The sequence below is a fragment of the Polaribacter sp. genome (assembly GCF_965656025.1).
Taxonomy (GTDB): Bacteria; Bacteroidota; Bacteroidia; order Flavobacteriales; family Flavobacteriaceae; genus Polaribacter.
This window is the reverse complement of record NZ_CBFHJT010000006.1, coordinates 40,728-61,064: the sequence shown is the minus strand read 5'-3', so window position 1 is coordinate 61,064 and position 20,337 is coordinate 40,728. Positions and strand designations below refer to the sequence as shown.

General features: G+C 30.9%; 21 protein-coding genes. 14 read left to right on the top strand and 7 right to left on the bottom strand.

All coding sequences use genetic code 11. The features are described from left to right. Positions 1 to 225 precede the first annotated feature (225 nt). Positions 226 to 1,050, bottom strand: a complete 825-nt coding sequence (locus tag ACTG3S_RS02220) for an exonuclease domain-containing protein (RefSeq protein WP_439127747.1) — start codon at positions 1,048 to 1,050, stop codon at positions 226 to 228. Between the two features lie 65 nt (positions 1,051 to 1,115). Next, positions 1,116 to 1,970 carry a PPK2 family polyphosphate kinase gene (locus ACTG3S_RS02215; protein WP_439127746.1) on the bottom strand — a complete coding sequence of 285 codons (855 nt, stop codon included), beginning with the start codon at positions 1,968 to 1,970 and terminating at the stop codon, positions 1,116 to 1,118. Between the two features lie 167 nt (positions 1,971 to 2,137). Here ACTG3S_RS02215 and ACTG3S_RS02210 point away from each other — a divergent pair, with 167 nt between their 5' ends. Next, positions 2,138 to 2,926, top strand: a complete 789-nt coding sequence (locus tag ACTG3S_RS02210; RefSeq protein ID WP_439127745.1) for an MBL fold metallo-hydrolase — start codon at positions 2,138 to 2,140, stop codon at positions 2,924 to 2,926. A 19-nt stretch (positions 2,927 to 2,945) separates the two neighbouring features. Next, entirely contained in the window at positions 2,946 to 3,458 is a 513-nt protein-coding gene (locus ACTG3S_RS02205) for a superoxide dismutase family protein (protein WP_439127744.1), read from the top strand. A gap of 61 nt (positions 3,459 to 3,519) precedes the next feature. On the opposite strand, the gene ACTG3S_RS02200 is transcribed toward ACTG3S_RS02205, so the two are convergent. Continuing rightward, positions 3,520 to 4,557, bottom strand: a complete 1,038-nt coding sequence (locus ACTG3S_RS02200) for an RluA family pseudouridine synthase (protein WP_439127743.1) — start codon at positions 4,555 to 4,557, stop codon at positions 3,520 to 3,522. 57 nt (positions 4,558 to 4,614) lie between these two features. Then, a complete protein-coding gene (locus ACTG3S_RS02195; RefSeq protein WP_439127742.1) occupies positions 4,615 to 5,178 on the bottom strand; it encodes a PASTA domain-containing protein in 564 nt (187 codons plus the stop codon). Positions 5,179 to 5,263: 85 nt separating this feature from the next. On the opposite strand from ACTG3S_RS02195, the gene ACTG3S_RS02190 reads away from it, so the two are divergent. The 6 genes from ACTG3S_RS02190 (at position 5,264) to ACTG3S_RS02165 (ending at position 12,375) form a co-directional block, all read left to right on the top strand. After that, positions 5,264 to 6,241: a D-alanine--D-alanine ligase gene (locus ACTG3S_RS02190; RefSeq protein ID WP_439127741.1), complete on the top strand. Its 978-nt coding sequence runs from the start codon at positions 5,264 to 5,266 to the stop codon at positions 6,239 to 6,241. Positions 6,242 to 6,308: 67 nt separating this feature from the next. Beyond that, positions 6,309 to 6,764, top strand: coding sequence for a pantetheine-phosphate adenylyltransferase (coaD, locus tag ACTG3S_RS02185; protein ID WP_439127740.1), 456 nt, complete (start codon positions 6,309 to 6,311; stop codon positions 6,762 to 6,764). Positions 6,765 to 6,770: 6 nt separating this feature from the next. Then, the gene (locus tag ACTG3S_RS02180) at positions 6,771 to 8,516 is read left to right on the top strand and encodes a M14 family metallopeptidase (RefSeq protein ID WP_439127739.1); all 1,746 of its coding nucleotides are present in this window, start codon (positions 6,771 to 6,773) and stop codon (positions 8,514 to 8,516) included. Position 8,517: 1 nt separating this feature from the next. After that, the gene (locus ACTG3S_RS02175) at positions 8,518 to 9,636 is read left to right on the top strand and encodes a lactonase family protein (RefSeq protein WP_439127738.1); all 1,119 of its coding nucleotides are present in this window, start codon (positions 8,518 to 8,520) and stop codon (positions 9,634 to 9,636) included. A 61-nt stretch (positions 9,637 to 9,697) separates the two neighbouring features. Continuing rightward, the gene (locus ACTG3S_RS02170) at positions 9,698 to 10,162 is read left to right on the top strand and encodes a (2Fe-2S)-binding protein (RefSeq protein WP_439127737.1); all 465 of its coding nucleotides are present in this window, start codon (positions 9,698 to 9,700) and stop codon (positions 10,160 to 10,162) included. Next, entirely contained in the window at positions 10,159 to 12,375 is a 2,217-nt protein-coding gene (locus tag ACTG3S_RS02165; RefSeq protein ID WP_439127736.1) for a molybdopterin cofactor-binding domain-containing protein, read from the top strand. Before ACTG3S_RS02170 ends, ACTG3S_RS02165 begins: the two co-directional genes overlap by 4 nt. Before the next feature lie 81 nt (positions 12,376 to 12,456). On the opposite strand, the gene ACTG3S_RS02160 is transcribed toward ACTG3S_RS02165, so the two are convergent. Both ACTG3S_RS02160 and ACTG3S_RS02155 read right to left on the bottom strand, forming a co-directional pair. Beyond that, positions 12,457 to 14,118 (bottom strand): SulP family inorganic anion transporter, encoded by a 1,662-nt coding sequence (locus ACTG3S_RS02160; protein ID WP_439127735.1) that lies wholly within the window; start codon positions 14,116 to 14,118, stop codon positions 12,457 to 12,459. A gap of 55 nt (positions 14,119 to 14,173) precedes the next feature. Further along, the gene (locus ACTG3S_RS02155; protein ID WP_439127734.1) at positions 14,174 to 14,770 is read right to left on the bottom strand and encodes an NUDIX hydrolase; all 597 of its coding nucleotides are present in this window, start codon (positions 14,768 to 14,770) and stop codon (positions 14,174 to 14,176) included. Positions 14,771 to 14,777: 7 nt separating this feature from the next. Here ACTG3S_RS02155 and pyrE point away from each other — a divergent pair, with 7 nt between their 5' ends. Together pyrE and ACTG3S_RS02145 are read left to right on the top strand one after the other, a co-directional pair. Further along, positions 14,778 to 15,419, top strand: a complete 642-nt coding sequence (gene pyrE, locus ACTG3S_RS02150; protein ID WP_439127732.1) for an orotate phosphoribosyltransferase — start codon at positions 14,778 to 14,780, stop codon at positions 15,417 to 15,419. Positions 15,420 to 15,430: 11 nt separating this feature from the next. After that, a complete protein-coding gene (locus ACTG3S_RS02145; RefSeq protein ID WP_439127731.1) occupies positions 15,431 to 15,820 on the top strand; it encodes an SRPBCC family protein in 390 nt (129 codons plus the stop codon). On the opposite strand, the gene ACTG3S_RS02140 is transcribed toward ACTG3S_RS02145, so the two are convergent. After that, the gene (locus ACTG3S_RS02140; protein WP_439127730.1) at positions 15,817 to 16,548 is read right to left on the bottom strand and encodes a biotin--[acetyl-CoA-carboxylase] ligase; all 732 of its coding nucleotides are present in this window, start codon (positions 16,546 to 16,548) and stop codon (positions 15,817 to 15,819) included. The genes ACTG3S_RS02145 and ACTG3S_RS02140 overlap by 4 nt on opposite strands. Positions 16,549 to 16,635: 87 nt before the next feature. Here ACTG3S_RS02140 and rsfS point away from each other — a divergent pair, with 87 nt between their 5' ends. The 4 genes from rsfS to ACTG3S_RS02120 all read left to right on the top strand — a co-directional run. Further along, positions 16,636 to 17,004 carry a ribosome silencing factor gene (rsfS, locus tag ACTG3S_RS02135; RefSeq protein ID WP_439127729.1) on the top strand — a complete coding sequence of 123 codons (369 nt, stop codon included), beginning with the start codon at positions 16,636 to 16,638 and terminating at the stop codon, positions 17,002 to 17,004. Between the two features lie 15 nt (positions 17,005 to 17,019). Continuing rightward, on the top strand, positions 17,020 to 19,005 hold the full coding sequence (gene ftsH / locus ACTG3S_RS02130; RefSeq protein WP_439127728.1) for an ATP-dependent zinc metalloprotease FtsH: 1,986 nt from the start codon (positions 17,020 to 17,022) through the stop codon (positions 19,003 to 19,005). 22 nt (positions 19,006 to 19,027) lie between these two features. Then, the gene (locus tag ACTG3S_RS02125) at positions 19,028 to 19,612 is read left to right on the top strand and encodes a hypothetical protein (protein WP_439127727.1); all 585 of its coding nucleotides are present in this window, start codon (positions 19,028 to 19,030) and stop codon (positions 19,610 to 19,612) included. A gap of 1 nt (position 19,613) precedes the next feature. After that, positions 19,614 to 20,337, top strand: a 724-nt coding sequence (locus ACTG3S_RS02120) for a phosphatidate cytidylyltransferase (protein WP_439127726.1), incomplete at its 3' end; no start/stop codon positions are given.

The window sequence follows — 20,337 nt, the reverse complement described above, 5'->3', positions numbered from 1 at the left end:
AATGCTTTTGCTTGCTCAGAAATTAATGCTATTTCTTGGTCAGAAAACACTCTATCTGCTTGATAAATCCAAACTCTGGCAGTATTTGGTAAATTTTTATATTCTGTAAACATTTTTTTATAAATTTTTAGATTGTTGGCATATTAGATTTTTGGATTATTTCATATTTATTTTCACAAGAAAATCTAATAATCTAGAGATCTAAAATACTAATTATCTTAACTATCATAAATTAAACTTTTGTTGCAAAGCTTGTAATTTTTCTTCATCTGTCATTTTATTTTTAGGCGCAGACATCCTTTCTTTAATTTCCCTTAAAACTTTTTTTGTGTATAAAGGAAAATCAGCATTCTGAATCCAATTATTATACCCCGGATTTTCCTTTAAAACATCTTCAACAGTTCTGCCTTTGTATTTTCCAAAAGAAAAGATTTCTTGTTTATCCTCATTCATTAAAATAAAACCAGCAAAATCTGCTCTTTCTCCATGCGTAGAGTATTCACTTAAAGCATCCACAGAGTTTTCAATATCATCATACTTATCTAACTGCGCTAACAAAATCTCATACGTTGCGTTGGTATCTGCCTCTGCACCATGTGCACCTTCTAACTCTTTACCGCAATAAAATTGATAACCAGCACTTAAGGTTCTTTGCTCTTTTTTATGAAAAATTACCTGTACATCTATGGCTTTTCTATTTTTCATGTCAAAATCTATTCCTACACGCATTAATTCTTCTGCCAATAGTGGAATATCGAATCTATTAGAATTAAAACCTGCCAGATCGCAACCTTCAATCATTTTACTTACTTCATTAGCTAATTCTTTAAAAGTAGGTTCTGTAACTACTTTTTCATTCGTAATACCATGCACATCTGTTGCACCTTGTGGTATTTCTATTTCTGGATTTACCAACCAAGTTTTGCTTTCTTTATTTCCGTTCGGAAATACTTTTAAAATGGCAATTTCTACAATTCTGTCTGTTGCTATGTTAACACCTGTTGTTTCTAAATCGAAAAAAACAATAGGTTTTTCTAGTTTTAAATTCAAAATTAAATTTTTTAGTTTTTGCTCAACTTTGAATTTAGAATTCAAAATTTTGAACTATTTTTAGTTTATTCGTTTTCTAATTGCTCTTTAAACTCTACTATTCTATCAGCTATTTTTTTTGGTAATTGGGGTGCTTTAAAATCATACTTTTGCAACTCATTGTAAAGTATGTCTGCCAAAATATATCTTGCTGTTGGTTTATCATCTGCAGGAATTACAAACCAAGGTGCCTTTTCTTTAGAAGTTCTGTTTAGCAAATCTTCATAACAGAACATGTATTTGTCCCACAACTTACGTTCTTTTAAATCTCCTGCAGAAAATTTCCAGTTTTTCTCAGGTAGGTTTAACCTTCTTAACAACCTGTTTTTTTGTTCCTCTTTAGAAAGATTTAAAAAGAATTTTAAAACAATGGTTCCGTTTTTAACCAAATGATTTTCAAAATCATTAATTCTATCCATTCTATCATGGTAAAACCCATCATCTAAATCTTCTACATTTTTAGCAGTAGGAATGTTTTCTCCAAAAACATATTCAGGATGAACTCTTGTAACCAATACATTTTCATAATGGGTTCTATTAAAAACCCCCATCTTTCCTTTTGCGGGCAAAGCAATATAATGTCTCCACAAAAAATCATGTTTTAGTTCTAATTCTGTAGGTACTTTAAAACTGTGTACCTCTACTCCACGTGCATTTACATCTTTAAATACTTCTCTAATTAAACTATCTTTCCCAGATGTATCCATACCCTGTAAGCAAATTAACACACTATACTTGCCTTCTGCATACATCGTGTCTTGTAGTTTACTTATTTTCTTACGCAGTTTTTTTAGCTTTTTCTTTGCGTCTTCTATAGTTTCTTTTGTTTCAAAATTCACCAGTTTTATGGGGTCTGAAACTCTATAATTATCGGAATTCATACATCTTTTTATTAATTTTTAAAGATAAAAAAAATATCGTTTTTAGCCCTATTTTAAAGTATTGTTTAACAAAACATTATTTTAAATGCGTTAATATTTAAATTATATAAACGCAATAGCAATTTTAAAATCTTTAAATTTGAAAAACTAACTAAAATTAAATATTTATGAAGAAAATAATTCTGACTTGCTTTATTTTAACTCTTTTTATATCAACATCTTGTAAAGACAAAAAAGAAACAAATACAAAGGATACAAATGTAGCAATCTCTAATACTGAAAAAAGCACCTCAGCAGAAATAACACCTATTTCTCATGCCACAGCTGTCATCAGTTTTAATAATGAAACTATGTATTTAGATCCAACAGGTGGTAAAGAGGCTTTCGCTGATTATACAAAACCAACGTATGTTTTAATTACAGATATTCATGGAGATCACATGAACATGAAAACCTTAGAGGCTTTGGATTTATCTGAAGCTAAAGTGATTGCACCACAAGCTGTTGCCAACAAAATTGACTCCTTAAATTTTAAAGAAATAATTGTTTTAAATAACGATGAACAAAAAGATTTAGGTTCTTTTAAGATTGAAGCTATACCCATGTATAATTTACGAGAAGAAGCTTTAAAATTCCATACAAAAGGAAGAGGGAATGGCTATATACTTACTATTAATAACGAACGTATTTACTTTTCTGGTGATACAGAAGACATCCCAGAAATGCGGAATTTAAAAAATATAGACAAAGCATTTGTTTGTATGAATTTACCTTACACAATGCCTGTAGAAAGTGCTGCAGATGCAGTTTTAGCTTTTAAACCCAAAAAAGTATATCCTTATCACTACAGAGGAACACAAGGTTTAAGTGATGTGGAAAAATTTAAAAATATGATAACCGAAAAAGATACTTCTATTGAAGTTGTTCAATGGAACTGGTATCCAAATAGAAAATAGAAAAATTATGATAAAAAAAATGAAAAAATTAAGTGTTTTAGCATCTTTACTATTTGTTTTAGCTGCTTGTAACACCAACGAAAAAAAAGCAGTAGCAACCATTAGCCCAAAAAGTGGCAGCAATGTTTCTGGTACTGTAACTTTTATAGAAAAAGACGGAATTGTAACCATGAAAGCATCGCTTTCTGGACTCTCTGAAGGAAATCACGCTATACACATACATGCAATTGGAGATTGTTCTGCTGATGATGGAACTTCTGCTGGAGGACATTGGAATCCTACCAACGAAAATCATGGTAAATGGAAACAAGAACCTTTTCATGTTGGAGATATTGGAAATTTAGTTGTAGGTGCAGATGGAAAAGGCACATTAGAAAGAGAAACTGTATTATGGTCTGTGGGTAGTAAAGATATTACCAAAAACGTTGTTGGTCATGCCATTATTATTCACGAAGGTCCTGACGATTTTAGTTCTCAGCCTTCTGGTGCTGCTGGCCCAAGAATTGGTTGTGGTGAAATTGTTAGAAAATAATTTTAAATCAAATTAATAAAAAAGCCGAATTTTTAAATTCGGCTTTTTTATTGTCTTATAATTACTCCATTTCTTCTTTTGAATGTTCTGAGTAAGTCCTCCATTTTTCTAAACAATTTTGTATGTCTTCAGGAACTTCTGAATTGAATTGTAAAAACTTACCTGTTGTTGGGTGTGTGAAGCCTAATGTTTTAGCATGCAATGCTTGTCTTGGCAAAACTTTAAAACAATTCTGTACAAATTGCTTGTATTTGGTAAAGGTAGTTCCTTTTAAAATATCATTACCTCCATAACGTTCATCATTAAAAAGTGTATGACCAATATGTTTAAAATGTGCTCTAATTTGATGTGTTCTTCCAGTTTCTAATTTACATTGCACCAAAGTTACATAAGTAAGTCTTTCTAAAACTTTAAAATGTGTAACTGCATGTTTGCCAAAATCACCATCAGGAAAAACAGCCATTTGCAATCTATTTTTTAAACTTCTACCGATATTACCTTCAATAGTGCCTTCGTCTTCTTCTATATTTCCCCAAACCAAAGCGTAATATAAACGCTCAGTGGTTCTATCGAAAAATTGTTTCGACAAATGTGCCATCGCAAATTCGGTTTTGGCAACCACCAATAAGCCACTCGTATCTTTGTCTATTCTATGCACTAAGCCTGGGCGTTCATTAGAATTTGTTGGTAAATTTTCTATGTGATAAATTAAACCGTTTACCAAAGTGCCAGAGTAATTTCCATGTCCTGGATGCACTACCATACCTGCTGGTTTGTTTACTACAATTACAGCATCATCTTCATGTATAATATCTAAAGGAATGTTTTCTGCAACCAATAAATTTTCTGCTGGCGGATATGCCAAAACAACTCTAACAACATCTTTAGGTTTTACTTTGTAGTTCGATTTTACAGCAACATCGTTTACCAAAACATTGCCTGCTTTTGCAGCTTGTTGCACTTTATTTCTAGTAGCATTTTCTACAAAATTCATTAAAAATTTATCTACACGTAAAGGTACTTGTCCATCACCAGCAACAAATCTGTAATGTTCGTATAAATCGTCGTTTTCTAAATCTTTATTTTTTTCTTCCTGCAAAATGCTAACTTTCTTAAAATATTTATATTGCTAAAAACTAACGGTTTCTAACTTTAATTACCTTCCTTTACCATCACCTAAAACCAAATCTACAATTGAGTTTAGAGGTAATTTATCGCCTACATTTAAAATTTTACCTTTATGTCTTAAACCACGAACTACATCTTTACCAATATCGTTTACATAGGTGTAATTTGCACCTACATTTAAACCGATAGCTCGTAATTGAGAACTAGCTTGTCTTTTTGTACGACCATTTAAATCTGGTATGGTAATATCTCTATATTTAGACGGATTTAATGTTAAATAAATTTTACGTTTTTCTTTTACAAAATCTCCAGCTTCTGGTGTTTGCTCTATAACAGATTTTTTCGGATAATCTGGATTGTAACTAGCACTATCAATAATTTTGTAATCTAAATTTAATTCTTTTAATTTTCTATCTACTTCTTCTAAAGATAGTTTTTGTAAATCTGGAACTTGTATTTTTTGGTCGTGATTTGTAGTAACACCCAACCAAAATTTTAAGGCAAAAATCAACACTAAAACACCCACAATAGCAATGGCTATTTGAACAAAAAAAGTTTTACTTTTTAAAAACTGAACCAAACTCATAATCATTTTTTTAATCACACAAATATATAAAAACTAAACGTTGCTGTTTCTATTTATATTTTGATAAATTTGTTTTATTATTTTTAACTTAATGAAACAAAACATTGCCATTGTTATGGGTGGTTATTCATCCGAAAAACATATTTCTGTAAAAAGTGGAAATGTGGTTTACAAGCATATAAACAAGTTAAAGTACACTGTTTTTCGAGTGTTAATTTTAGAAGAAAAATGGGTTGCTTTAGACGATGCTGAAAATGAATATCCGATAGATAAAAATGATTTTTCTTTTATCATCAACCAAAAAAAAATAAATTTTGATTGTGTTTTTAATGCAATTCATGGTATTCCTGGAGAAAATGGACAGTTATTAGCGTATTTTAACCTCATCAATTTAAAACATACTTCTGCCCCATTTTATCAAATGGCCCTAACGTTTAACAAAAGAGATACCTTAAGTGCTGTAAAAGCGTATGGAATTAAAACAGCCACCTCTGTTTATTTAAATAAAGGTGATGAAATAAATTTGGATGTAATTATTGCCAAAGTTGGCTTACCATGTTTTATAAAACCCAATGGTGCAGGCTCTAGTTACGGAATTTCAAAAGCACACAAAAAAGAAGATATTTTACCTGCTATAGCAACTGCTTATAAAGAAGATCATGAAATTTTGATTGAGTCTTTTTTGGACGGAACAGAAGTTTCTGTAGGGGTTATTCAATATAAAGGCGAAACAAAAGTGTTGCCCATTACAGAAATAGTTTCAGAAAATGATTTTTTTGATTATGAAGCTAAATACGAAGGGAAATCGCAAGAAATTACCCCTGCAAGAATTACTAAAACACAAAAAGAAAAAGTAGAAAAAATAGCTAAAAAAGTATATGAGGTTTTAAATATGTCTGGTTTTTCGAGATCAGAATATATTTTTGTAAACGATACTCCTTATTTTATAGAAATGAACACAGTACCAGGTTTAACAGAAGAAAGCATTTTACCACAACAGGCAGAAGTGGCTGGTATTTCTTTATCTGAATTATTTGAGAATGCGATTGAAGCATCTTTAGAAAATTAGTATAAAATATATTTATCAAAAATAAAATACGTAATTTTTTGACTGTAATTATCCAAAATTAAAAACCATGAAAAGAGCAATTTTTCCAGGATCTTTTGATCCTATAACCTTAGGTCATTTTGACATCATAGAAAGAGGCGTTACGCTTTTTGATGAATTAATTATTGCGATTGGTGTAAATCATGATAAGAAATACATGTTTTCACTTGAGGAAAGAAAACATTTTATTGAAGAATGCTTTAAAGACAATCCTAAAATAAAAGTAGTTACTTACGAAGGCTTAACCGTTGATTTTTGTGTGCAAAATAATGTAGATTTTATTTTTAGAGGTCTTAGAAACCCTGCTGATTTTGAATTTGAAAAAGCGATTGCACATACCAACAGAGATTTAGCTCCCATAGAAACAGTGTTTTTGTTAACTGCAGCAAGCACATCTTATATATCTTCTTCTATAGTAAGAGATGTAATTAGAAATAATGGAGATTACACCAAATTAGTACCAGAACCAGTTCGTCTTAAATAAAATATTATGAAAAACCTTTTCTTACTCGCTGTTTTAACTTTACTGTTTTCATGTAATGATTCTAAAAAAAATGAGGTAGATTTTACGACTACTTTTGAAAAATCTGGAGGCACAGAAACACCAAAATACAAAGAAGTCATTGATTATTATGAGCAATTGGCAGAAGAATACTCAGAGATTTCACTTTTTTCTTTCGGGCAAACAGATGCAGGCGAACCTTTACATTTGGTAGTATATAATAGAGAAGGAATTTACAATGTTGAAGAAATTACAAATTCTAAAAAAAATAGAATTTTAATAAATAACGGTATTCACCCAGGCGAATCAGATGGCATCGATGCTTCTATGATGCTTCTACGAGATATTGTACAAAACGATTCTTTGAAAAAGAAATATGAAAACTCTTTAATTGCTGTAATTCCTGTGTATAATATTGGTGGTTCATTAAACCGAAATTCGCACACAAGAGCCAACCAAAATGGCCCAAAAGAATATGGTTTTAGGGGCAATGCTAGAAATTTTGATTTAAATCGAGATTTTATAAAACAAGACACCAAAAATGCAGCTGCATTTGCTGAGATTTTTCATACAGTCAATCCTGATGTTTTTATAGACAATCACGTAAGTAATGGGGCAGATTACCAATATGCAATTACCCATTTATTTACCCAACATAATAAATTAGGTGGCAAATTAGGTTCATTTTTAGAAAGCGAAATGAGACCAGCATTAGAAAAATCATTACAAGAAAAAAATATAATTATTACACCTTATGTAAATGTTTGGGGCAATACACCAGAAGCTGGTTTTTCTCAATTTTTCGATTCACCAAGATATTCTACAGGTTATACAACTTTGTTCCATACACTAGGTTTAATGGTAGAAACGCATATGTTGAAGCCTTATAAAATTCGCGTAGAGCAAACCTATGAATTAATGATTTCTGCTTTTGATTTTATGGAACAGAATTCTGAAAAAATTAAAGGGTTACGTTCTAAAGCTGTAGATGAAATTTTAAGAAAAAAAACCTACCCTATTACTTATAAAATTGATAGAGAAAATCCTACAACTTTAAATTTTAAAGGATATGAAGCTTCGTATATTGACAGTGAAGTAACTTCTGGTAAACGTTTATTTTATGATGTAAATCAACCTTTTGAAAAGAAAACTAAATATTACAATAACTTTTTAGTTGATAAAGAAGTAAGCATTCCTAAAGCCTATGTTTTACCTCAAGGTTGGCATACAGTTATTGATCGTTTAGAAGTAAATAACATCGATTTTACACCGCTAAAAAAAGACACCCTAATTACTGTAGAGGTCAGCCATATTGATGATTACGAGACAAGAAAAGCTGCCTACGAAGGGCATTATTTACATTATAATACAACTACCAAAAAATCTACAAAAGAAATTCTATTTAGAAAGGGCGATGTATATATTCCAACCAATCAAAACGGAGTTCGTTATTTATTAGAAACGCTTGAAGCAGAAGCAACAGACTCTTTTTTTAACTGGAATTTTTTCGATACAGTTTTACAAAAAAAAGAAGGCTATTCTGCCTATGTTTTTGAAGATGTTGCAGCAAAAATTTTAGCTGAAAACCCAAAAATAAAAGCTGCTTTTGAAGAAAAACTAAAAACCGATGAAACTTTTGCTAACAACCCAAGAATGCAACTAGATTTTGTGTATAAAAACTCACCACATTACGAACCTGCACATTTAATGTTACCGGTTTTTAAAGTTTATTAAAATGAAAAAAATCTTTGTATTACTTGCAATAATTTTCCTGTTAGGGTGTAAAACAAAATCATCAAAAAAAATTGATAAAAAAAACACTGATTTTATGACCTTCTATGTCGGCACTTACACAAAAAAAGACAGCAAAGGTATTTACAAGTATCAAATTTCTAGTGATGGAAAATTGTCTAATGTTGGTTTGATGGCAGAAGTTATAAATCCAACTTTTTTAACCAAGTCTAAAGACAAAAAAACATTGTTTGCGGTTGGAGAAACAGATAAAAATGGCACAGGATTTATAAGTGCTTTCAAAATTGAAAAAGATAGTTTACAACTTATAAACAAAACTGAAACTGGTGGTGCAAACCCTTGCTTTGTTGCCATTAATAATGATAATTATATTGTTGTAGCCAATTATTCTGGTGGAAATGTCGGACTTTTAAAAGCAGAAGCTTCAGGTGAACTTTCACCACTTTTACACGTACAACAACATGCAGGAAAAGGAACCACAGAAAGACAAAAAAGTCCGCACCCACATTCCGCATGGTTTCATCCAAATAAAGAAGAAATTATTGCTGTTGATTTAGGAACTAACGAATTGTGGTTTTCTAAAATATATTCCGTAAAAAACGAACTGGTTTTTACAGCTCAAAAAAAACTAAAAATGGCTGAAGGAGCAGGCCCAAGACATTTAACTTTTCATCCAAATAACAAGTGGATCTATGTTTTAAATGAATTGAAAAATACAGTTTCTTTGGTAAAAGAAAAAAACAATGTTTATGCAGTAGACTTTTCGACAAATACCTTACCCTCAGACTTTAAAGCATTTAGCAAAGCTGCAGATATCCATATTTCAAATGATGGTAAATTTTTATACGCCTCTAATCGCGGTCATGAATCTATAGTAATTTATGAAGTTAACCCAGAAAACGGAAGGCTTAAAACTGTTGGTTATCAATCTGTTTTAGGAGCACATCCTCGTAATTTTGCACTTACTCCCGACAATCAATTTTTATTAGTTGCCAATCAAGATACAGACAATATTGTTTCTTTTAAAAGAGACGCAAAAACGGGTAAACTAATTTTAGTTGATGAAATTTCGGCGCCAACACCTGTTTGTATTTTGTTTTAAAAGTTAAAAGGTTTTATTCAATTTATTTTATTTGTAACTTGTAGTTTTTAAAACACTACAGGTGAAAACAGATTTAACTATCAACGAAAAAACGTACTCCATAGAAGTACCAAAAGACATGCCCTTACTTTGGGCAATTAGAGATATTGTAGGTTTAACGGGTACAAAATTCGGTTGTGGCGTTTCACAATGTGGCGCTTGCTCCGTTTTAATAGACGGCAATCTTGTAAAATCTTGTGGCACTTTGGTTTCTGAAGCTATTGGAAAACAAATTTTTACCATTGAAGGAACTTCTAAAAATTTAGAGTTTTTAAGACAAGCTTGGAATGATGGAAATGTGCCTCAATGTGGTTATTGTCAATCTGGACAATTAATTGCTGCTACTTCCTTATTAGACAAAATAGAAAACCCAACAGATAAAGATATTGATGCAGTAATGAGTAGCAATATTTGTAGATGTGGAACCTACACACGAATAAGAAAAGCAATTCACAGAGCTGTAGCACTTAAAAATGAAAGTATATGAGCAAAATTGAAAAAATAAATAGACGCGATTTTGTAAAGTTATTTGGTTTGGCTTCTGGTGGAATTATTTTGGGCTGCAACACAAACACAGTAGAGAAAAAATTTAAACCAACCGTAAACAAAGATTTTTTTGAACCGAATTTATTCATACAAATCAAAAAAAATGGGGAAGTTATTTTAATTGCTTCACGTTCAGAAATGGGCCAAGGAATTAGAACTTCTTTAGCGTCTGCCATTGCAGATGAGCTAGAAGCAGATTGGAATTATGTTTCTGTAAAACAAGCTATTGGACATGAAAAATATGGCAATCAAAATACAGATGGCTCTAGAAGTGTACGCACAAAATTAACGCCCATGCGTAAAATGGGTGCAACTGCAAAAATGATGTTAATTTCTGCAGCTGCCAAAAAATGGAATGTTACAGAAAGTGTTTGTAAAGCTGAAAATCATCATATTATTAATACAACTACAAAGGAGAAAATTTTCTTTGGAGATTTGGTAGAAGATGCTTCACTAATAGAAATCCCAGAACAAGATTCAATTCAGCTTAAAAAAGTAGAGGATTTTAAATTTATTGGAAAAACGCTAAAAAGTGTCGATTTAAAAGACTTTACAAATGGTACAGCAACTTATGGCATTGATGTTCGCATTCCGAATATGAAATTTGCTGCTGTGGCTAGATGCCCTGTTACTTTTGGTACTGTAAAAAGTTTTGAAAAAAATGATGCCGATAAAATTGCAGGTGTAGAAAAAATCATTCAAATAGATCGATTAAAACCACCTACAGGAAAATTCTTTGGGATGTTGGGTGGAGTAGCTGTAATTGCAAACAATACTTGGGCTGCTTTTCAAGGGAAATTAACTTTAGACATTAAATGGAATAAAGGCGAAAATGAAACTTTTAATTCAGAAGAATTTAAAAAAACACTAATAGAGCGTGTTCAAAAAAGAGGTAAGTTAGTTCCTGGAAGTCGTGGAAATGTAAATTCGGCTTTTAAAAACGTCGAACAAACTCTAGAGGCTACTTATCATGTTCCTTTTTTGGCACATGCACCTATGGAAGTACCCAATGCTACAGCTTGGTTTCAAAAGGATAAAATTGAAGTTTGGGCTCCTTTACAAGATCCTCAAACAGCTAGAAGCGAATTGGCACATTTTTTTGAAATTCCTGTGGATAAAATTACTGTAAATGTGACTTTTTTAGGAGGTGGTTTTGGTAGAAAATCAAAATCCGATTTTGTAGTGGAAGCTGTAGCTTTATCCAAAGAAATAAATGCACCTGTACAAGTAGTTTGGACGCGTGAAGATGACATACAACATAGTTTTTACCACGCTACAAGTGCACAATATTTAAAAGGCGGTTTAGATAAAAATGGCAAAGTAACTGGCTGGTTGCAAAGAGTGGGCTTTCCATCAATTGTATCTTCTTTTAAACCTTTGTCAGATTACGCTTCTGGTTTTGAACTTGGGCAAGGTTTTACCAATAATCCTTATGAATTAGAAAATTTTCGATTAGAAAATATAAAAGCCGAAGCCAATTTACGTATTGGTTGGTTGCGCTCTGTGGTCCATATTCATAGTGGTTTTGGTATTAATTCTTTTGTTGATGAATTGGCTTATGCTGCAAAAAAAGACCCTGTAAAATTTCATTTAGATTTAATTGGTAAAGACCGAATTGTCAAAGGGAAATCGAATTACCCTTTCAATTCAAAACGCTTAAAGGATGTTTTAAACCAAACTGCAAAAATGGCAAATTGGGGAAAAGAATTGCCAAAAAATCATGGTTTGGGTGTTGCTATACATTACAGTTTTTATAGTTATGTAGCTACAATTGTAGAAGTTTCTATAAAAAACAAAAAAGTTAAAGTAGAAAATGTTTGGACAACCATAGATTGTGGTTTGGCATTAAATAGAGACAATATAAAAAACCAGTTAGAAGGCGCTACTATTTTTGGTATGTCGCTTGCTTTGTATGGAAAAATTTCTACCGAAAATGGTGCTGTGCAACAACATAATTTTTTCGACTATCAAATGACACGCATGAAAGATGCCCCAAATATAGACATACATATTATGGACAAAATGCATGAACCACCTACTGGAGTTGGTGAACCTGGTGTACCAGTAATTGCACCTGCTATTTGTAATGCCATTTTTAATGCAACCGAAAAACGCGTTAGAAGTTTGCCTTTGGTGGATGAAGGTTGGGTTTAATTAAAAGTTTAATCCTGATAATTAACAAAAAAAGCTCAACTTTTAAAAAGTTGAGCTTTCATTTATCTTATCTAGTTTTATCTAAAACTTATACTCGCCCAAAGGTTTCGGAAACTTTTCTGGATTTGCAGCCAAATGATAACGTGGGTCATCAATATCTTCTTCTATAATATCTTTAAATATAGGTGAGGCTTTGTATAATAACACTTTACAATCTTCACTTAAATGTTTTAAGGTTATTTTTTTACCAGCTGCTTGGTATTTTTCTACCAATGCAAAAATGGCTTCTATAGCAGAATGGTCAGAAATACGAGCTTCTACAAAATCTATTTCTACAATTTCTGGGTCATTTTTTACATCGAACTTTTCGTTAAAAGCAGAAATACTTCCAAAAAATAAAGGTCCCCAAATTTCGTAAATTTTAGTACCGTCTTCTTTAAAACGTTTTCTAGCTCTAATTTTCTTTGCGTTTTCCCAAGCAAAAGCCAAAGCAGAAATAATAACTCCAACAAAAACAGCAATGGCTAAATCGAATATTACTGTAACTGCTGAAACAACTATTAACACAAAAGCATCCGATTTTGGTATTTTCTTTAAAATTCTAAAGCTAGACCAAGCAAAAGTTTCTATCACCATCATAAACATAACACCCACTAGCGCTGCAATGGGTACTTGTTCTATCAATTTATCTGTAAAAAGAATAAATGTAAGTAAGGTAAGTGCCATCATAATACCAGACAGACGGCCACGACCACCAGCATTGATGTTAATAACTGTTTGCCCAATCATACCACAACCTCCTGTACCACCAAAAAGTCCACTTAAAATATTTCCTGCACCTTGTGCCACACATTCTCTGTTTCCATTTCCTCTAGTTTCTGTTAATTCATCCACTAAATTCATGGTCATTAAAGACTCTATTAACCCAACAGATGCTGCTAAAAAAGCAAATGGTAAAATAAATGTAAGTGTATCTAAATTAAAAGGTAAGTTTTGCCAAAGTTCTGTATTTGGTGTAGGAAACTCTCCTTTTAAACCTGTTCCTCCACCTTCAATAATATAAGAACCTACTGTAGAAACATCTAATCCTGTAATTACTACAAGAAAAGTTGTAACTAAAATAGCTGTTAAAGAGGCTGGTAATTTCTTGGTTATTTTTGGTAAAACCCAAATAATAGCCATAGTTAAAGCCACCAAACCAAGCATAATATATAATTCTGTACCTGTCATAAAAGTACTTACGTATTCCTTTACACCATCAGCGGAAACTTGTAAAGATTTATGAGAAAACATTTTTACTTGCGCCCAAAAAATTACAATGGCTAATCCGTTTACAAAACCCATCATTACAGAATGCGGAATTAAACGTACAAATTTTCCTATTTTAAAAACTCCTGCAAATATTTGAATAATTCCCATTAAAATAACACAGGCTAATAAATAAAAATAACCCATGTTGTCTATGGGTGTATCAAACAACATTCCTTTGGTATGGCCTTCTGAAATCATAGAAACAAAAATAACAGCCACTGCACCTGCTGCTCCAGATATTAAACCGGGTCTACCACCAAAAATAGCAGTAATTAGTCCAATAATAAATGCACCAGAAAGCGCTACTAAAGGATCTATTTGCGCAACAAAAGCAAAAGCAACCACTTCTGGAATCATTGCTAAAGAAACAGTAATACCTGCTAAAATATCATCTTTAGCATTTGGAGTAATTTTTTTAATAAATTCAGTCATAATAATTTTTGCGGCTATTTTAAAGTCGGCAAAGATAGTAGGTTTTTCGAGAAAATCACATTTTCAAGTAAGTATCGTAAACCAATTGTATGTTTTCGTAAGTATTTTTAAAAGCTTTTTGGATGGCTGTTTCATCTTTAAAAACAACCTCTGTAATTCCTTCTTCTAATTGCGGAATTAAGGTTCCATTAAAGTCAGAAGTCATTAAAAACCAAAAAGTTTCTTTTAATTTTAAACCATCTTGATAATAAGTATGATAGGTTGTAATAATAGGTTTGACAAGTGATAAATTAGCAATACCACACTCCTCTTCTACCTCTCTAACAGCAGCTTTTTCATTGGTTTCTCCTTTTTCTATCCTACCTTTTGGCAAATCCCAAACACCATTTCTAAAAATAAAAAGCACTTCTTTTTTATCATTTAAAACCAAACCACCAGCAGCAGAAACAACATCAAAAGAGTTTACAAAAAATTGCCAACCTGTATCTAAATCTGGCGTGTATAAATTTACTCCAGAAATGTTTTCGTTTTTTAATTTATAAATAATTTCTTCTTTTACAGTATTTTTTAAGAGATATATTGGAAAATTATTCTCATTATTTTGAGAAGATGTTACAATTATTGGCTTATCATTTACAAAAACTTTATACATTTGCGATATGATTTTAAACAAAGATACGTCAAAAAAAACAGCCGAACTTTTATTGCAAATTAAAGCAATAAAGTTAAGTCCAAATGAGCCATTCCACTGGGCATCAGGCTGGAAATCGCCAATTTATTGTGACAATAGAGTGACGCTTTCATATCCTCCAGTTCGTGTTTTCTTAAAACAAGAAATTGCAAAAATTGTAGAGAATAAATATGGTAAACCTGATGTTATAGCTGGTGTTGCAACTGGTGCTATTGCAATTGGGGTTTTAGTAGCTCAAGAATTGGGTGTACCTTTTGTGTATGTTCGACCAGAACCTAAAAAACATGGTAGAAAAAACCAAATTGAAGGCTATTTAGAAAGTGGCCAAAATGTGGTGGTTATAGAAGATTTAATTAGCACAGGTAAAAGCAGTTTAAATGCTGTAGAAGCATTAAAAGAAAACAATGCTGTGGTGAAAGGTATGGTTGCTATTTTTTCTTATGGTTTTGATGTTGCAACAGAAAATTTTAAAGAAAAAAATGTGGAGCTAACCACTTTGAGTAATTACGACAACTTATTAGAACAAGCGTTAGACAGTAGTTATATTTCTGAAAAAGAACTGATTACTCTACAAGAATGGAGACAAAATCCAAGTATTTGGAAACAATAAAAAAAAGATAAATGAATATAGAAGGAACAAGTGTAACTGTAGAAAAATCTCAAGAAGAATTGTTCAATTTTTTTTCTGACTTAAATAATTTTGAAAAAATTATGCCAGAAAACATCAATAAATTTGAAGTTGATGGAGATTCTTTTTTATTTGGTTTACCTGGTATGCCAGAAATTAGATTGGTTTTAAAGGAAAAAACGCCATTTTCTAACATTACTTTAGGTGCTGCAAGTAGTAAATTACCATTTACTTTGGCTGCAAACATTGGTAAAATTGAAGAATACAAAAGTGAAGTTTCTTTAAATTTTGAAGGTGAATTTAACCCAATGATGGCGATGATGATTAAAAAACCATTGACAAAATTTGTAGACACATTATCTGAAAATATAGGAAAACTCTAAACCATAGCAACTTCTTTGATGCCGAATTCTGCAACAGATTCGTTTTCTAGTTCTATTTTAAGTTTTCCATCATTAGAAATACCTCTAATGATTCCCATAAACAAAACATCTTTACTATCTTTAAACATAGTTGGGATGTTTTTTTTGTACAATACATTTAAATAATCTGTTTCTAAACTTTTAAAGTCTTGTTTTTCTAATTTTCTAATTTTAAGTTCTATTTGTAAAATGATTTTTTTTAGTAAATCATCTAAATCAAAAATTTTACCACTTATATTACTTAAAGAAGATACATTTTTTAAGCTTTCAGAAAATAATTTTTGATTCACATTTAAACCAATTCCGATTACAGAAGAATTAATTTTAGTTCCTTTTATATTATTTTCTATTAAAATTCCGCAAATTTTTTGCTTTCCTGACAGAATGTCGTTAGGCCATTTGATGGCAATATTTTTTATATTTTCTTCTTTTAAAACTTCAAAAATAGCCAAAGAAATTGCAAAATTTAGATATTTTTTATCTAAAAAATTAAAATCTTTAAACTTAACAAACACACTAAAAGTCAGGTTTTTAAAGGGGTCAGAAACCCATTTAGCATGCTGTTGCCCTCTTCCATTTAACTGATTCTCTGTTTGTACAACTGTAAAGTTTTCTAAGGCAGAATCTTTTGCCATTTCTTTTAAAAAAGAATTGGTAGAAGCAATGGCATTAAGTTTGATTATTTTCAACTGTTAAATAAACTGTAAAGTAGTTCAAAATTAGGCAAAATAGTCGCAAAAAAATAATAACTTTGCGTTTAAATTAGAAAAAAATTAATGATAAAAAAACAAGTAAGCACAGACGATTTAATCGCTGTAATCATTCAAGGTATTGAAGAAGTTAAAGGAGAAAACATTCAATTACTAGACTTACGAGATATAGAAAATACGGTATGCGATTATTTTATAATCTGTACAGGTAACTCAAACACACAAGTAAACGCAATTTCTGGTTCAGTACAAAAAACAGTTAGCAAACAAATTAAAGATAAACCTTGGCATGTAGAGGGTGAAGGTGTTGCAGAATGGGTTTTAATGGATTATGTAAATGTTGTTGTACATGTTTTTCAAAAACATGTTAGAGACTTTTACGACCTAGAAAGCCTTTGGGGTGATGCAAAAATTACAGAAATTAAACCTGCCTAAATTTTAGACAAAATAATGAAAGATTCTAATAAAGACAACAATACAAATTCACCAAAATTCAAGTTTAATGCTTACTGGATTTATGGTGCCATATTCTTATTAATTATAAGTTTTCAGTTTTTTAGTAGTGGAGATTTAGCTACAAAAACAATCTCTAAAAACGAATTTAATGAGATTTTAAAAGAAAATGATATTTCTAAAATTTTAGTTGTTAATAAAAACATAGCACAAGTTTTTATTAAAGACGAAGCTTTAAAAAAGGCAAAATATCAAAAATTAATAAATTCTGCTTTTTACAGAAAAGGTTCATCACTCTATGAATACAATTTTGGGGATTTACAAAATTTTGAAAATGATTTAGAAAAAGCTAAAAAAGAAAACGACTTAACATTTGATTTAAAAAATGAAAGCAGAACAAGTATGATAGATACTTTTATAGGCTTTTTACCTTTTATTATTTTAATTGCTATCTGGTTGTTTTTTATGCGAAGAATGTCTGGCGGTGGTGCAGGTTCAGGTGGTGGAGGCCAAATTTTTAGTATTGGTAAATCAAAAGCGAAATTATTTGACAAAGACACCAAAGTAAAAACTACTTTTGAGAATGTGGCAGGTTTAGAAGGTGCAAAAGAAGAAGTACAAGAAATTGTAGATTTTCTAAAAAATCCAGAAAAATACACTTCTTTAGGAGGTAAAATTCCAAAAGGAGCATTGTTAGTAGGACCTCCAGGAACCGGTAAAACATTACTTGCAAAAGCAGTTGCTGGAGAAGCAGAAGTTCCTTTTTTCTCTTTATCTGGTTCAGATTTTGTAGAAATGTTTGTAGGTGTGGGCGCATCTAGAGTTAGAGATTTATTTAAACAAGCTGCACAAAAATCACCTTCTATCATATTTATAGATGAAATTGATGCCATAGGTAGAGCTCGTGGTAAAAACAGTATGACTGGTGGAAATGATGAACGCGAAAACACGCTAAACCAACTTCTTACAGAAATGGATGGTTTTGGTACAGATACCAATGTTATTGTAATTGCTGCAACCAACAGAGCAGATGTTTTAGACAGTGCATTAATGAGAGCAGGTCGTTTTGACAGACAAATCTATGTAGACTTGCCAAACATAAACGAACGTAAAGCAATTTTTGAGGTACATATAAAACCTTTAAAACTTGCAGATGATGTTAATTTAGAATTTTTAGCACAACAAACACCTGGTTTTTCAGGTGCAGACATTGCAAATATGTGTAATGAGGCTGCTCTAATTGCAGCTCGAAACAGCAAAAAAGCCATACATCATCAAGATTTTTTAGACGCTGTAGATAGAATTGTAGGTGGTTTAGAAAAGAAAAACAAAGTAATTACTCCAAAAGAGAAAAAAGTAATTGCTTTTCATGAAGCTGGTCATGCTACTGTTAGTTGGATGTTAGAACATGCAGCACCATTGGTAAAAGTTACTATTGTACCTAGAGGGCAATCTTTAGGAGCAGCATGGTATTTACCTGCAGAAAGATTAATAGTACAAACTGAACAAATGTTAGATGAAATGTGTGCAACTTTAGGAGGAAGAGCCGCAGAAAAAATCATCTTTAACAAAATTTCTACAGGAGCTTTAAGCGATTTAGAAAAAATAACGAAGCAAGCTAGAGCAATGGTAACTGTGTATGGTTTAAATGATGAAGTAGGTAATATTACTTATTATGACTCTTCTGGAAATGATGCATTTGTTAAACCTTATAGTGATGACACTGCCAAAAAAATTGATGAGGAAATTTCTAAAATGATAGAAACTCAATATGCAAGAGCTGTAAAATTATTATCAGATAATAAAGAAAAGTTAACGACACTTGCAGAGCTACTTTTAGAAAAAGAAGTTATTTTTAAAGACGATTTAGAAAAAATATTTGGTAAAAGACCTTTTGAAGCTTTAGATACAGAAGTAAAAGATCCTAAAAAAATTGAAGAAGAAATAAATATTCCCCCAGTAACAGAGAGTACTGAAGAATAATTATAAAATCTTTAATTACAGAATGAAGTTTTTTAAGAAACTATTTAACATACCTATTAAGGAAGATAAAGAAATTCAAAAACAAGAAGTAGATTTATCTCTAGACGATTTATTTGTACACAATTTTATAGAAAAGGGTGGCAAGTTTTTGTATTGTCTTAAAAAAGAAGAAATAAAACAAAATATAAGCAGTATTTTATCTGAAAATAACTGGAAGAAGGTACTAGTAAATAATAAAGAATTAAAGACTTTTTTTAATGAAAAAGAAATTTTGTTAGATTCAGACTTAAAAAAATCCATTCCATTTTTTACAACTTGCGAGCATTTAATTGCAGACAATGGTGATATTCTTTTTTCTTCCAATCAACTAAAAAGCACTAAATTATCAGAGTTTTCAGAAAACTTCATTGTGTATGCAACTACAAGTCAACTCGTTAAAAACACCGGTGAAGGTCTAACAGGTATTAAAACAAGATACAAAGAAAGTATACCTACTAATATATCATCGGTAAAAAATTACGAAATAAATAAAAATGATGATAATTTTCTAAACTACGGCAACAGTAATTCAAAAAACTTATATTTGCTGCTGTTAGAAGATTTATAATATGCGCAACCTTTTAAGAAGGAGTTTTTCTGGAATAATTTACGTTTTAATTTTTGTTTCTGCTATTCTTTTTTCTAAAGAGTCTTATATAGCTTTAGTTGCAGTATTTGGCTTACTTTGTATTTGGGAACTTTCTAAATTAATACATTTTAAAAGTATAATTACTTACATTTTTTTCGGTCTTACACTTTTTTTAATGATTAAACGACCTGTCAGTTATTCTGTTACGGGTATCCTTATCATTAATTTATTATCATCTTTATATTTAATTTATCAGCTATTTGCAAAAAAAGAAATTACATTTTCTACAGAAAGACAAAAACTAGGTTTAACCATTCGATATTTAATTTTTTCAATTTGTTTTTTAATATTACTCCCTTTTAAAGATCAAAATTATGCACCCTATTTAATGATATCTATATTGGTACTCATTTGGGTAAATGATAGTTTTGCTTTTTTAGTAGGAAAAAACTTAGGTAAGAAAAAACTGTTTGTTTCTGTATCTCCTAAAAAAACACAAGAAGGTTTTTTGGGCGGTTTTATTTTTGCGCTTATTACTGCATACATTATTAGTACAATAAATAAAGATTATACTTTAGTCAATTGGTTAATTATCGCAACAATTGTTTCTGTAATTGGTACTATTGGAGATTTAGTAGAGTCTAAACTTAAAAGACAAGCAAACATAAAAGACAGTGGCAATATCATGCCAGGTCATGGAGGTA